The 13,197-nt window shown below is 72.0% G+C and carries 10 protein-coding genes; 7 read left to right on the top strand and 3 right to left on the bottom strand.

All coding sequences use genetic code 11. The features are described from left to right. Window positions 1-26: 26 nt before the first annotated feature. Genes arfA through V6U82_RS10525 form a run of 5 tightly spaced genes read left to right on the top strand, consistent with a single transcriptional unit; the run spans window position 27 to window position 5,721 of the window. Window positions 27-1,538 (top strand): arabinosylfuranosidase ArfA, encoded by a 1,512-nt coding sequence (gene arfA / locus V6U82_RS10545; protein WP_128137392.1) that lies wholly within the window; start codon window positions 27-29, stop codon window positions 1,536-1,538. A 37-nt stretch (window positions 1,539-1,575) separates the two neighbouring features. Further along, window positions 1,576-2,907: an ABC transporter substrate-binding protein gene (locus V6U82_RS10540; RefSeq protein WP_334460766.1), complete on the top strand. Its 1,332-nt coding sequence runs from the start codon at window positions 1,576-1,578 to the stop codon at window positions 2,905-2,907. A gap of 6 nt (window positions 2,908-2,913) precedes the next feature. Continuing rightward, window positions 2,914-3,876: a carbohydrate ABC transporter permease gene (locus V6U82_RS10535; protein ID WP_334460765.1), complete on the top strand. Its 963-nt coding sequence runs from the start codon at window positions 2,914-2,916 to the stop codon at window positions 3,874-3,876. Between the two features lie 10 nt (window positions 3,877-3,886). After that, window positions 3,887-4,711 (top strand): carbohydrate ABC transporter permease, encoded by an 825-nt coding sequence (locus V6U82_RS10530; protein ID WP_334460763.1) that lies wholly within the window; start codon window positions 3,887-3,889, stop codon window positions 4,709-4,711. Continuing rightward, window positions 4,708-5,721: a glycoside hydrolase family 43 protein gene (locus V6U82_RS10525; RefSeq protein ID WP_128137396.1), complete on the top strand. Its 1,014-nt coding sequence runs from the start codon at window positions 4,708-4,710 to the stop codon at window positions 5,719-5,721. The genes V6U82_RS10530 and V6U82_RS10525 overlap by 4 nt, the downstream gene beginning before the upstream one ends. A 55-nt stretch (window positions 5,722-5,776) precedes the next feature. Here the strand turns inward: V6U82_RS10525 and V6U82_RS10520 are convergent, their stop codons facing one another. Continuing rightward, the gene (locus V6U82_RS10520; protein ID WP_334460761.1) at window positions 5,777-7,270 is read right to left on the bottom strand and encodes an amino acid permease; all 1,494 of its coding nucleotides are present in this window, start codon (window positions 7,268-7,270) and stop codon (window positions 5,777-5,779) included. A 273-nt stretch (window positions 7,271-7,543) separates the two neighbouring features. Between V6U82_RS10520 and V6U82_RS10515 the strand changes: the two genes are divergently transcribed. Together V6U82_RS10515 and V6U82_RS10510 are read left to right on the top strand one after the other, a co-directional pair. Next, on the top strand, window positions 7,544-9,208 hold the full coding sequence (locus tag V6U82_RS10515) for a glycoside hydrolase family 10 protein (RefSeq protein WP_334460759.1): 1,665 nt from the start codon (window positions 7,544-7,546) through the stop codon (window positions 9,206-9,208). 161 nt (window positions 9,209-9,369) lie between these two features. Then, window positions 9,370-9,912 carry a phospholipase gene (locus tag V6U82_RS10510; protein WP_334460757.1) on the top strand — a complete coding sequence of 181 codons (543 nt, stop codon included), beginning with the start codon at window positions 9,370-9,372 and terminating at the stop codon, window positions 9,910-9,912. A gap of 97 nt (window positions 9,913-10,009) precedes the next feature. Here the strand turns inward: V6U82_RS10510 and V6U82_RS10505 are convergent, their stop codons facing one another. Both V6U82_RS10505 and V6U82_RS10500 read right to left on the bottom strand, forming a co-directional pair. Further along, window positions 10,010-12,826, bottom strand: coding sequence for an ATP-binding protein (locus V6U82_RS10505; protein WP_334460755.1), 2,817 nt, complete (start codon window positions 12,824-12,826; stop codon window positions 10,010-10,012). A gap of 155 nt (window positions 12,827-12,981) precedes the next feature. Continuing rightward, entirely contained in the window at window positions 12,982-13,197 is a 216-nt protein-coding gene (locus V6U82_RS10500) for an FmdB family zinc ribbon protein (RefSeq protein ID WP_013288739.1), read from the bottom strand.

Genomic DNA, 13,197 nt, shown 5'->3' with positions numbered 1-13,197 from the left:
CCAGCAGCGAGGGAGAGGTTGGCATCGTGCCGAACGCGCAGCTCACGATCGATCCGGCGTTCCGGGTCGCGCCGGCGGACCGCCGGATCTTCGGTTCCTTCGTCGAGCACATGGGGCGCTGCGTCTACGGCGGGGTGTACGAACCGGGGCATCCGACAGCCGACCGGCGAGGGCTGCGGCGCGACGTGCTGGACCTGACCCGCGAGCTGGGCGTCTCGGTGGTCCGGTATCCGGGCGGCAACTTCGTCTCCAGCTACCGCTGGGAGGACGGCGTCGGCCCGGTCGGCGACCGCCCGCGCCGGCTCGACCTGGCCTGGAAGACGATCGAAACGAACGAGTTCGGGCTGGACGAGTTCATGACCTGGGCGGCGGAGGCCGGGGTCGAGCCGATGATGGCTGTCAACCTCGGCACCCGCGGCGTCACCGAGGCGCTCGACCTGCTGGAGTACACCAACCACCCGGGCGGCACCCAGCTGTCCGACCTGCGCCGCAAGCACGGCGCCGAGCAGCCGTACGGGGTGCGGCTGTGGTGCCTCGGCAACGAGATGGACGGGCCGTGGCAGGTCGGGCACAAGACCGCCGACGAGTACGGCCGCCTCGCCGCCGAGACCGCCCGCGCGATGAAGATGATCGACCCCTCGATCAGCCTGGTCGCCTGCGGCAGCTCCGGCCGGGGCATGCCCACGTTCGCCTCGTGGGAGGCGACGGTGCTGGAGCACACCTACGAACACGTCGACTACATCTCCGCCCACACCTACTACGACCCCTCCGACGGCGACCGGGCCAGCCTGCTCGCCTCCGCCGTCGACATGGACGCCTTCATCACCGAGGTCGTCGCCACCGCCGACTACGTGGGCGCCAAGCTGCGGCAGAAGCGCAAGCTGAAGATCTCCTTCGACGAGTGGAACGTCTGGTACCAGTCCCGCCTCCAGTCCGACCTGGACCGGCGCGGCTGGGTCGAGGCGCCGGCGCTGATCGAGGACGACTACACGGCCGTCGACGCGGTGGTGGTGGGCGACCTGCTGATCACCCTGCTCCGGCACGCCGACCGCATCGGCGTGGCCTGCCAGGCGCAGCTCGCCAACGTGATCGCCCCGATCCGTACCCGCAACGGCGGCCCGGCCTGGCGGCAGAGCATCTTCCACCCGTTCGCGCTGACCGCCCGGTACGCCCGCGGCACCGTGCTGCGGACCGAGCCCACCGGCCCGGCCTACGAGACCCGGCGGTACGGCGACGTGCCCGCGCTGGACACCGTCGCCGTGCACGACGAGGAGTCCGGCGCGCTGGCCGTCTTCGCGGTGAACCGCAGCTCGCAGGACGTCCCGCTCGACCTGGACCTGCGCGGCCTGCCCGGCCTGCGGGCCGAGGCGCACACCACGGTGGCGGCCGGAACCGACCCGGACGCCACGAACACCGAAGCGGACCCGGAGCGGGTCACGCCCCGGGACCTCACCACTCCCACTGTCGACGGCGGCCGGGCCTCCGTGCTGCTGCCGGCCACCTCCTGGAACCTGCTGCGCTTCGTGCCGGCGCTGTGACCGGCACATACTCCATCCCGTCCCCCAAGGAGTACCCATGATCCAGAACGAGATGAGCCGGCGGCGCCTGCTCGGGCTCGGCCTCGGGCTCGGCACGGCGGCCACGCTGACGCTGACCGGCTGCGGCGGCGGCAGCAGCTCCGACAGCTCCGGCGCGTCCGGCAACGGCGGCAAGGACTACACCGGCCCGAAGGTGGACCTGAAGCTGTGGAACGGCTTCACCGGCGGTGACGGCGAGATCTTCAAGGCGCTCGTCCAGCAGTTCAACGGCGAGCACCAGAACATCGCGGTCAGCGTGATCACCTACGAGTGGCAGGACTACTACAGCAAGCTCCCCGGCGCGGTCTCCAGCGGCAACGGCCCGGACATCGCGGTCATGCACATGGACCAGCTCGCCACGTTCGCCGCCCGCGGCACGATCAGCGAACTGGACGACGTGGCCAAGGCCCTGGAGCTGAGCGAGGGCGACTTCGCCCCGACGGTCTGGAAGGGCGGCCTCTACAACGACAAGCGGTACGGCATCCCGCTCGACATGCACCCGTTGGGCTTCTACTACAACAAGGCCGTCATGCAGAAGGCCGGCCTGGACCCGGAGAAGCCGCCGACGACCCGGGACGAGTACACCGCGGCGCTCACCGAGCTGAAGAAGTCCGGCGTGCAGGGCTTCTGGGTCAGCCCGTTCCAGTTCACCGGCGGCATGACCTTCTACAGCCTGCTGCACCAGTGGGGCGGCACGCTCTTCGACGCCGAGGTGGCGAAGGCGACGTTCAACTCCGACCCGGCGGTCGAGGCGTGCACCTGGCTGGTCGACATGATCAAGCAGGGCCACTCCCCGGCGAACGTCGGCCAGGACGCCGACTACCTGGCGTTCAAGAACGGCAAGAACGCGTTCACCTGGAACGGCATCTGGCAGATCAACGATCTGAAGAAGAGCCCGAACGTGCAGTGGGGCGTGGCGCCGCTGCCGCAGATCGGCAGCCAGAAGGCCGCCTGGGCGAACTCGCACAACTTCACCATCGTCAAGCAGCGCTCCGCGAACGCGAACAAGACCGCCGGGGCGAAGGTGTTCATCAACTGGCTGAGCCAGCACTCGCTCGACTGGGCCAAGGGCGGCCAGGTGCCGGCCCGAAAGGCGGTCCGCGAGAGCAGCGACTTCAAGGGCCTGACCGAGGTCAACGCGCTCGCCCCGGAGCTGGAGTACGCCGCGTTCCCGCCCGCCGCGCCGGGCCTCGGCGAGGTCATGCTGACCTTCTACAGCGCGTTCAACGAGGCGGCGCTGGGCAAGAAGTCGCCGAAGCAGGCGCTCGACGACGGCGTGGCCAAGGCGAACAAGCAGCTCGAGGACAACCGCAAGAAGTACGGGAACTGATCCGCCGTGGCGGACGTGATCGAGGCCGGGGCGGCGCGTGAGAACGCGCCGCCCCCGGCGGCGCCCACCCGCCGCCGGGGCGCGACGCAACGCGGCAACCGCGCGACGCCGTACCTCTTCCTCGCGCCGTACCTGATCCTGTTCGGCGTCTTCGGCCTGGCGCCGATCCTGTTCGGAGTCTGGATCAGCCTGCACCAGTGGGACCTGCAACTGCCCAACCGGCCGTTCACCGGGCTCGGCAACTACCGGGACCTGTTCTCCAGCGACTCGGCGATCTACGGGGACTGGTGGTCGAGCGTCCGGGCGACGGGGATCTTCACGCTGTTCTCCGTACCGCTGCTCGTGGTGATTCCGCTGGGGCTGGCGCTGCTGCTCAACCGCTCGTTCCCCGGCCGGACGTTCTTCCGGGCCGCCTTCTTCGCGCCGTACGTGCTGGGCGTGGCGGTGATCGGTCTGCTCTGGCGGTTCCTGCTGGACGCCAACCTGGGCCTGGTCAACCGGCTGCTCGGCGTGGCCGGGCTGCCCTCGGACACCCCGTGGGTGACCGACGTGCCGTGGGCCTGGGTGTCGCTTGTCGGCGTGACCGTGTGGTGGACGTGCGGCTTCAACGCGGTGATCTACCTGGCCGGTCTCCAGGACATCCCGGCCGAGCTGTACGAGGCGGCCAAGGTGGACGGTGCGGGCGCCTGGGACCGGTTCCGCCACGTCACGATCCCCGGGTTGCGCCCGGTGATGCTGTTCGTCTTCACCACCACGATCCTCGCCTCGGCGAACGTGTTCGGGCAGGCGTTCCTGATCACTCAGGGCGCGCCGGGCGAGCAGACCCGGACCGTGGTCTGGCGGATCGTCGACGAGGGGCTGCGGGACTACGACGCCGGGCGGGCCGCCGCGATGAGCGTGTTCTTCGCGCTGATGCTGGCCGTGGTGAGCGTCGTCAACTTCCGGCTGTTCCGCTACCGGGAAGACTGAGGGCTACGACATGAGGAACATGCGCGCGGTGGCGCGGTACGGCGTCCTGCTGCTGATCACCGCGATCTTCGTGACTCCCCTGGTCTGGATGCTGCTGACCTCGGTGAAGACGTACGACGACGCGCAGCGGGTGCCGCCGGGCTGGCTGCCGAACCCGTTCTCCACCTACGGGTACGGGCAGATCGTCGACAACGCGGCGAACCCGGTGCTGCGGTGGTTCGTCAACAGCATGGCGGCGGCCACCCTGCACACGCTGCTGGTGCTGGTGACCGCGTCGATGGCCGCGTACGCGCTGGCCCGGGTGCGGTTCCGCGGCCGCAAGGTGCTGTTCGCGCTGATCGTGGGCACGCTGTTCCTGCCGCCCACCTCGCTGATCATCCCGAACTTCATCATCGCCGAGCGGCTGAACTGGATCGACACGCTGACAGTGGTGATCGTGCCGGGCGCGGCCAGCGCGTTCGGCGTGTTCTTCCTGCGCCAGTTCTTCCTCTCCGTCCCGGCCGAGCTGGAGGAGGCGGCGGTGCTGGACGGCGCGAACCACTGGCAGATCTTCCGCCGGGTGCTGCTGCCGCTGTCGAAGCCGGCCCTGGCGACGCTCGCGGTGCTGTCGTTCCTGACCAACTGGAACGACTTCCTCTGGCCGGTGTACGTGCTGTTCAGCCCGGAACGGCTCACCCTGCCGGCGGGTCTGGGCCTGCTCCAGGGCGCGTACGTGACCGACTATCCAGTGATCATGGCGGGCGCGGTGCTGGCCAGCGTGCCGGTGCTGATCCTGTTCGTGCTGGCCCAGCGGCACATCATCCAGGGCGTCTCCCGCAGCGGCCTGAAGGGATGAGCGCCGGGCGAACGAGGCGCCGCGGCGCGGCGGCGGTCCTGGCCGCCGCGCTGTCCGCCGCCGGTTGCGGCAGCACACCACCGTCGAGTACGCCGGAGGACGCGCGCGTGTTCACCAACCCGGTCGTCCGCAGCGACGCCCCCGACCCGCAGGCGATCCGGGTCGGGGAGACCTGGTACCTGTTCCACACCAACGCCGGCGGGCGGAACGTGCCGGTGCTCACCTCGCCCGACCTGGTCGACTGGACGCCGGCCGGTGACGCGCTGCCGGCGCTGCCGGACTGGGCGGACGCCGGGAAGACGTGGGCGCCCGAGGTGATCCCGCTCGCCCCGGACCGGTTCGTCCTCTACTACACGGTGGCCGACCGGGCCTCCGGCCGGCAGTGCCTGAGCCGGGCGGTGGCGCGTACGCCGCTCGGCCCGTACGTGGACGACTCCGACGGCCCGCTGGTCTGCCAGGCGGACCTGGGCGGCTCGATCGACGCGAGCCCGTTCCGGGACACCGACGGCAGTCTGTGGCTGCTGTGGAAGAACGACGGCAACGCGATCGGCGTGGACACCTGGCTCTGGTCGCAGCGCCTCTCCCCGGACGGGCTGCGGCTGACCGGCCCGGCGGCGAAGCTGCTGCGGCAGACCGAGCCGTGGGAGGGCACGCTGATCGAGGGGCCGTTCCTGCACCGGCACGACGGGAAGCTGTTCCTGTTCTTCGCCGCGAACGCGTACGACAAGGGCGCCTACGCCGAGGGGTACGCGGTCTGCGACAGCCCGGCCGGGCCGTGCGTGAAGGCGCCGGAGAACCCGATCCTCAAGAGCAACGACGTGGCCTCCGGGCCGGGCCACGCGTCGATCGTCGAGAAGGACGGGCGTACCTGGCTGCTGTACCACGCGTGGCCGCCCGGCCAGGAGGGCACCACCGATCCGGGCCGGCAGGTGTGGCTGGACGAGATCGTCTGGGTGGACGGCAGACCGGTGGTGAAGGGCCCCACCGGCACCGCCCAGCCGCGCCCGTGAGACAGGGCGGAGCCCTCTCGACGTCGCACGTCGAGAGGGCTCCGCGGCGCCCGCCTCAGGGGGTGGGGGCGGGCTCGGGGGTGTCCGAGTGCTCGCGCCGGGCGAGCCGGTTCTTGCGGTGGCCGTACCCGAAGTAGATGACCGCGCCGATCAGCATCCAGGCGAGGAACCGCAGCCAGGTCTCGACCGACAGGTTCAGGCTCAGGTAGAGGCACGCCACGGCGGTGAGGATCGGCAGCACCGGCGAGAACGGCACCTTGAACGGCCGCTCCAGGTCGGGGCGGCGCTTGCGCAGGATCGGCACCGCGATGGCGACCAGCGTGAACGCGCAGAGCGCGCCGATGCTGACCAGGTCGGCCAGCGCGGACAGCGGCAGGAGACCGGCGAGCAGCGCCACGGCGATCGTCATGATCCCGGCGATCCGGTACGGGGTGCCCCAGCGCGGGTGCACCTTGGCGATGGCGGGCGGGATGAGCCCGTCGCGGGCGATGGCGAAGCCGATCCGGCCCATGGCCACCAGGTCGACCAGGATCACGCTGGTGAGCCCGGCGACGGCGGCGATGGAGACGAGCACCGCTGCCCAGCCGGCGCCGACCGCCCGGAACGCGGACGCGATCGGCGCGCCCTCGTCGATCTCGGTGTACTTGACCATGCCGACCACCACCAGCGAGACGCCGATGTAGAGCGCGGTGGAGATGAGCAGCGTGCCGAGCAGACCCAGCGGCAGGTCCCGCTTGGGCTTGCGGGTCTCCTCACCCAGGTTCGCCACGGCCTCGAACCCGGTGTACGCGAAGAACACGACGGCGGCGGCGGTGAGCACCCCGACGAAGCCGAAGACGGAGGGCTCCAGCCCGAAGATGGCCTGGGTGACCGGTTGCTTGACGCCGTCTTCCCCGGCACCGGCCGGCTCGGCGGACGGGATGAACGGGCTGAGGTTGGCCGCCTTGACGAAGAACAACCCGGCGATGATGACGAAGGCACAGATCGCCACCTTGACCAGCACCAGCAGGTTGGTGACCCGGGCCGACTCGCGGATGCCGACGACGGCGACCACGCCGAGCACCAGCACGATGCCGATCGCGCCGAGGTTGACGACGCTGCCCTCCTCGGCGAACCAGGCGCTGGGCAGGCCGAACAGGTCGGCGAGGTAGCCGGACCAGCCGCGGGCCACCACCGCCGCGCCGAGCGCGAACTCCAGCAGCAGGTCCCAGCCGATGATCCAGGCGACGATCTCGCCCATCGTCGCGTACGCGTAGGTGTAGGCGCTGCCGGCGGTCGGCACGCTGCTGGCGAGTTCGGCGTAGCAGAGCGCGGCGAGCAGCGCGACCAGGCCGGCGATGCCGAACGAGATCACCACGCCCGGACCGGCGCTGTTGCGCGCCTCGACCCCGGTGAGCGTGAAGATGCCGGTGCCGATCACGATGCCGATGCCGAAGCCCATCAGGTCGACCGCGCCGAGCCGGCGCCGCAGGCCCGGTCTGCCGTCCTCGCCGTCGGAGTCGCCCTGGGCGAGCACGTCCCGGATCGGCTTGGTACGCAGGACCGACATCTGATCACCTCCCCCGCCGTGTGGCCGCCACGGTGGCGGTCTGTGACCGGGCTAGCTACCCAGCCGTTTTCTGCTCCAATCCCGCACCGCGTGTCTCGGAATCGTCACGATCCGGCCGATCGGACGACACGGGACATCGATCGGCCGTCAAGGTCTTGCGCCGGGCACGGATAGATGAAAGTTTTCTACCGGAGGCATGGGCAGCGCGGCGAATCTTGCCGTCACACCCGGCCGCCGACCGTCCCCCCGGACCCGACGAAGGGACCGCACCGCATGAAGGCAACTCGGCTCGGAGCCGCCGCGCTGGCCGCGGCGCTGCTCGGCACGCTGGTCGCCGGCACGCCGGCGCAGGCCGCACCCGGCGACACCGGCACCGCCACTTTCCCCTCCACCGACTGCGTCACCGACCCGGCCACCCCCAAGCGCCAGTTCCGGGCCATGTGGATCGCCTCGGTGACGAACATCGACTGGCCCAGCAAGGACTCCTGGACCGCGCCGGACCAGGTGGCCAAGCAGAAGGCCGAATACCTGGCCTGGCTCGACCTGGCCCAGAAGCTCAACCACAACGCCGTCGTGGTCCAGGTCCGCCCGACCGCCGACGCGTTCTGGCCCTCGCCGTACGAGCCCTGGTCGGAGTACCTGACCGGCGTACGCGGCAAGAACCCCGGCTGGGATCCGCTGGCCTTCCTGGTCGCCGAGTCGCACAAGCGCAACCTGGAGTTCCACGCCTGGTTCAACCCGTACCGCGTCTCCATGCCCGCGCCCGGCGGCGCCGGCGCCGACCTGTCGCAACTGGCCCCGGACAGCCCGGCCCGCCAGCACCCCGACTGGGTCTTCGCCTACCCGCCCGCCGGCGTCGCCGGCAGCCGGCTCTACTACAACCCCGGCGTCCCCGAGGTCCGCGAGTTCGTCCAGACCGCGATGATGGACGCGGTCAAGCGGTACGACATCGACGGCGTGCACTTCGACGACTACTTCTACCCCTACCCGAGCGGCACCCACCAGGTGCCCGACGACGCCACGTTCGCGGCGTACAACCGGGGCTTCACGGACAAGGCCGACTGGCGGCGGGACAACATCAACCTGCTGATCCAGGAGATGAACGCCAAGATCAAGGCGGTCAAGCCGCACGTGAAGTTCGGCGTCAGCCCGTTCGGCATCTGGCGCAACGCGTCGGCCGACCCGAACGGCTCGGACACCACCGGCTCGCAGTCGTACGACATCATCTCCGCCGACTCCCGCAAGTGGGTCAAGGAGGAGTGGATCGACTACATCGTGCCGCAGCTCTACTGGTACATCGGCCAGTACCCGGCCGCCGACTACGCCCGGCTGGTGCCGTGGTGGGCCGAGCAGGTGCGTGGCACGCGGGTCCAGCTCTACATCGGCCAGGCCGACTACAAGAGCGGCGACCCGGCGTACGGGTCGTTCTGGATGAACCCGCAGGAGCTGTCGAACCACCTGACGCTCAACCGGTCGTACCCGGAGGTGCTCGGCAACGTGCACTTCTCCGCGGTGCAGGTCCGGGCGAACCGGCTCGGAGCCACCGACATCTACGCCGCCGAGCACTACTCCCGCCCGGCGCTGGTGCCCACCATGACGCACCTGCCGCGCAAGCCGCTGCTGTTCCCGGTGGTCACCAAGGCCCAGCGGGAGGCGGACGGGGTACGCCTGAGCTGGCGTCAGCCGGCCGACGGCAAGGGCCCGCTCGGCACCGCCGCGTCGTACGCGATCTACCGGTTCGACGGGCACGGCCTGGCCGGGCGCTGCGACTTCGCCGACGCCTCGCACCTGGTCGGCACCGTGCGGGCCACCGACGGCGCAGTGCAGTCCTGGGTGGACACCACGGCGGCCGACGGCGCCCGGTACACCTACTACGTGACCGCGCTGGACCGGCTGGCGAACGAGAGCCCGGCGAGCCCGCCGCGCTTCGTGCGCTGACCCCCGACCGGATGCCCCCGGGCCGCCTCGCGCGGCCCGGGGGCATTCGTCTGTTCAGGCGGATGTCAGCGAGCCGTTCCCCGGGGCATCGCCCCAGCTCACCCCTTTGATCGACACTTGTCGACATCCGGAGATCCCGGCCACCACCCGCGGAGGTTCCCGTGTCCCGTCGCCTCGCCACCATCCTCGCCGCCGGAGCACTCGCCCTGCTCACCATGCTCGGTCTGGCCACACCGGCCGCCGCGGCCGTGAGCACCCAGCAGAAGCTGTCCGTCCTGACCAGCTGGACGCAGACCAGCGCGTCCAGCTACAACGCCTGGAACAGCGCCCGGCAGAATCGGGCGCCCTGGACCGAGTACGGCTTCGACTGGTCCACCGACTACTGCTCGTCCAGCCCGGACAACCCGATCGGATTCAACTTCAAGCTCTCCTGCTACCGGCACGACTTCGGCTACCGCAACCACAAGGCGATGGGCGTCTTCTCGTCGAGCAAGTCCCGCCTGGACAGCGCCTTCTACGCCGACCTGAAGCGGGTCTGCGCCACGTACAACGCGGTGGTCCGGCCCGCCTGCTACAGCCTCGCCTGGACGTACTACCAGGCGGTGAGCGTCTTCGGCTCGGTCGCCGCCGTGTCGCAGGCCGACCTCGACCGCGCCGCCCGGATGAAGGCCGACGCCCAGCGCCGCGCCGCCGCGCGCGCCTGACCCACCACGCGGGGAGTCCGCCGCCCGGCGGGCTCCCCGACGCGCCCGGCCGGGCGACCCGCTGCGCCCGGCGTGCCGTCCCGCGCGGTCGGCCGGCTCAGCCCGCCGTACTGCGTGGCTCGAACGCCGGCCACGAACCCGGCGGCTGCGCGCCGAACCGGGGCGAGTCGGCGGCCAGGTCCGGGTGCTCGACGTGCAGCGCCAGCGCCGCCACCTCGTCCAGCCGCAGCCCCGACCCGGCGCTGTAGGCGGCGTCGAACGCCTCGTCGCCGAGCACCCGGCGCAGCTCCGTCTGCCGGGCCGACCAGTACGGGCCGTATATCCCCGGCGTGGCGCGCAGGTTCGCCCGGGTGGCCTGCGCCGCCCCGAACAGCCGGGCCGCGGAGAGCGCGTCCCCGGCGAGCGCGCAGCGCACCGCTATCGCGTTGATCGTGTCGCAGGCCCGGCCCAGGTAGCCGTGGCTCATCCGGGACCGCAACGCCACCAGCAGGTGCTCGTGCGCGGCGACCAGATCGCCCCGGGCCAGGGCCACCATGCCGAGCAGCATGTCCACCGACCGGCCGCCCCGCTCGGCCGGCCGGGCCGCCTCGACCGGGCGGGCCGCGGCGAGCAGGTCGGCCGCCTCGTCCAGCGCGCCCCGGCGCCAGAGCAGCTCGGCGAGGTTGTAGACGGCCAGCAGCGCGTCCCCCACCACGTCCTGCGCGTACGCCCAGTCGATCACCTCGCGGCAGATCCGCTCCGCCTCGGCGAACTGCCCCATGTCGACCAGTGGTGCGGCGCGTCCGGCCAGCACCCGCGCGAGCAGCCCTCGATCGCCGGACTGCCGGGCCGCCGCCTCGGCCCGCTGCGAGTACCGCAGCTCCTCGCCGAACTCGCCGTCCGCGCCCGCGTGCAGCGAGTGCATGTGGTACGCGGCGGCCAGCTCGGCGTCCGGCATCACCTCGCCGGTCTCGGCGAGCCGGCCGTAGAGCCGGAACAGCCAGAGCCGCCCCTCCCGCGCCAGCCCGCGCTCCCGCCACCACTGGTCCAGGTCACCGGCCAGCGACAGGCCCGATCGGGCGCTGCCGCCGGTGGCGCACCAGCGCAACGCGGCCCGCAGTTCGTTCGCGAGCGGGTCGAGCGCGTACAGGGACAGCGTCACCGGGCGGCCGTCCGGCCCGAGGTGCGCCCGGTCCAGCGCGTGCCGGCACCAGGCGACGTGCCGGTCCCGGGCGCTCTGCTCCTCGCCCGCCTCGACCAGCCGCCGGGCCGCGTACGCCCGGATCGGGTCGAGCATCCGGTAGGTGCTGCCGGAGGCGTGCGGCTCGGCCAACACCATCGACTTGTCCACGAGCACCGAGAGCGGGTCGAGCGGGTCCTCGTCGAGCAGCCACTGCACCGTCGGCAGGTCCACCGGGCCGGCGAACACCGCCATCCAGCGCAGCAGCCGGGCCGAGCGCGCACCGAGCGTCCGGTACGACCACGTCACGGTGGCCTGGATGGTCAGGTGCCGCTCGCTCGCCGAACGCTGCACCGCCCGGGTCGCCGGGGTGGGCGGGGCGGCGCCGGTCGCGGCGGCCACCAGGTCCACCGTGTCCTGCTGGTTGCCGCTCCAGCCCGCCTCCACCGGCGGCGGCTCCGCCGTCTCCCGGCCGGCGTCGAGCGTGCCCAGCATGTCGTCCAGCCGCTCGGCCAGTTGCCCGGCCGAGAGCACCCGCAGCCGGGCGGCAGCCAGCTCGATGGCCAGCGGCAGCCCGTCCAGGCGGCGTACCACCCGGTGCAGGTCGGCCTGCTCGGCCGGCTCCGGCGCCCGTCCGCCCCGGGCCACCGCGGTACGGTCCAGCAGCAGCGCCACCGCGTCGCTCCCCACGCCGTCGGGCCCGTCGTCGACCGACAGCGGCGGTATCCGCCACACCACCTCGCCGGGTACGCCGAACGACTCCCGGCTGGTCGCCAGCACCCGCACACCCCGGCCACCGGCCAGCAACCGGCCGATCACCTCGGCCGACGCGGCGGTCTGGGCGTCGCAGGTGTCCAGCAGCACGAGCATCCGGCGCGGTGCCGCGTACTCGACGAGGGTGTCGACCATCGGCCGGCCCGGCTCGGGACGGAGGCCGAGCACGGCGGCGATCTCGAACGCCACCAGCCCCGGGTCGGTCACCGCGGCGATGTCGACGAACCAGACACCGTCCGGGTAGTCCTCCACGATCCCGGAGGCCAGCTCCACCGCCAGCCGGGTCTTGCCGGCGCCGCCCGCGCCGAGCACCGTCACCAGGCGGTACGCCTCGACCAGCCGCCCCAGCTCGGCGCGCTCGGCCTGCCGGCCGACGAACGAGGTGACCTGGGTGGGCAGGTTGTGCGCTGTCGCGTCGGCGGTACGCGGACGCGGGAACCGCCGCTCCAGCCCGGGCGCGACGAGCTGGAACAGCCGCTCCCGGTCGTCGAAGCCGCGCAGCCGGTGCAGCCCGAGGTCCAGCAGGGACACCCCGTCCGGCAGCGGGTCGGCGTGCTGGGCGGTGGCGGCCGAGCAGAGCACCTGCCCGCCGTGCGCGGCGGCGGCCACCCGGGCGGCCCGGTGCACCTCGGGGCTGGCGTACTCGCCGTCGCGGGGCTCGGCGTAGCCGGTGTGCAGCCCCATCCGTACCCGGGGGGTGGCGTCCGGGTTGGGCCAGTCGTGGCCGGCGAGCGCGCGCTGCGCGGTCAGGCAGGCGCGGACCGCGGCGGCGGCGTCCGGGAACGCGAGGAAGAACGAGTCGCCCTCGGTCAGCAGCTCCGCGCCGTCGGTGCCGGCCAGGGTGTCGCGCAGCAGCCGCCGGTGCTCGTGCAGGACCGGGCGGTAGACCGGGCCGAGCATCCGGGCCAGCCGCGTCGAGCCCTCGATGTCGGTGAACACGAAGGTCACCCACCCGCTGGGGAGGTGGTGTCCTTGCGACATACGTCGAACCTCCGCCCGGTGACGTCGGGTTCATGCTGCCCTATGGTCGTGCCGTCACGCATCGTGAGAACGGCTGGGCAGATTCCGCCCCAAGGTGCCAAAAGATCACAGCGGCGGCAAGACCCGGATCGACCCGCGGGACGGGCGGCGGAAAGTCAGCAGCCGCAGGAGCCGCCGCAGCAACCGCCGCCGCTGGGAATCCCACCGCTCGGGGCGGAGCCGCCCCGGCCGGTGACGGCCACCGTGGACAGCAGTTTCACCGTGTCGGCGTGGCCCTGCGGGCAGGTGGCCGGCCGTCCGGCCTCGGCCATCGGGCGGTTGACCTCGAAGGTGTCGCCGCAGGCGCGGCAACGGAACTCGTACCGGGGCAT

The organism is Micromonospora sp. CPCC 205554, from assembly GCF_036902745.1.
Taxonomy (GTDB): Bacteria; Actinomycetota; Actinomycetes; order Mycobacteriales; family Micromonosporaceae; genus Micromonospora; species Micromonospora tulbaghiae.
This window is presented reverse-complemented; position numbering and strand designations above follow the sequence as displayed.

Coding starts and splice junctions, on each gene's coding strand:
- V6U82_RS10540 (WP_334460766.1), top strand. CDS start 1,576: ATGATCCAGAACGAGATGAGCCGGCGGCGCCTGCTCGGGCTCGGCCTC.
- V6U82_RS10530 (WP_334460763.1), top strand. CDS start 3,887: ATGAGGAACATGCGCGCGGTGGCGCGGTACGGCGTCCTGCTGCTGATC.
- V6U82_RS10525 (WP_128137396.1), top strand. CDS start 4,708: ATGAGCGCCGGGCGAACGAGGCGCCGCGGCGCGGCGGCGGTCCTGGCC.
- V6U82_RS10520 (WP_334460761.1), bottom strand. CDS start 7,270: ATGTCGGTCCTGCGTACCAAGCCGATCCGGGACGTGCTCGCCCAGGGC.
- V6U82_RS10515 (WP_334460759.1), top strand. CDS start 7,544: ATGAAGGCAACTCGGCTCGGAGCCGCCGCGCTGGCCGCGGCGCTGCTC.
- V6U82_RS10505 (WP_334460755.1), bottom strand. CDS start 12,826: ATGTCGCAAGGACACCACCTCCCCAGCGGGTGGGTGACCTTCGTGTTC.
- V6U82_RS10500 (WP_013288739.1), bottom strand. CDS start 13,197: ATGCCCCGGTACGAGTTCCGTTGCCGCGCCTGCGGCGACACCTTCGAG.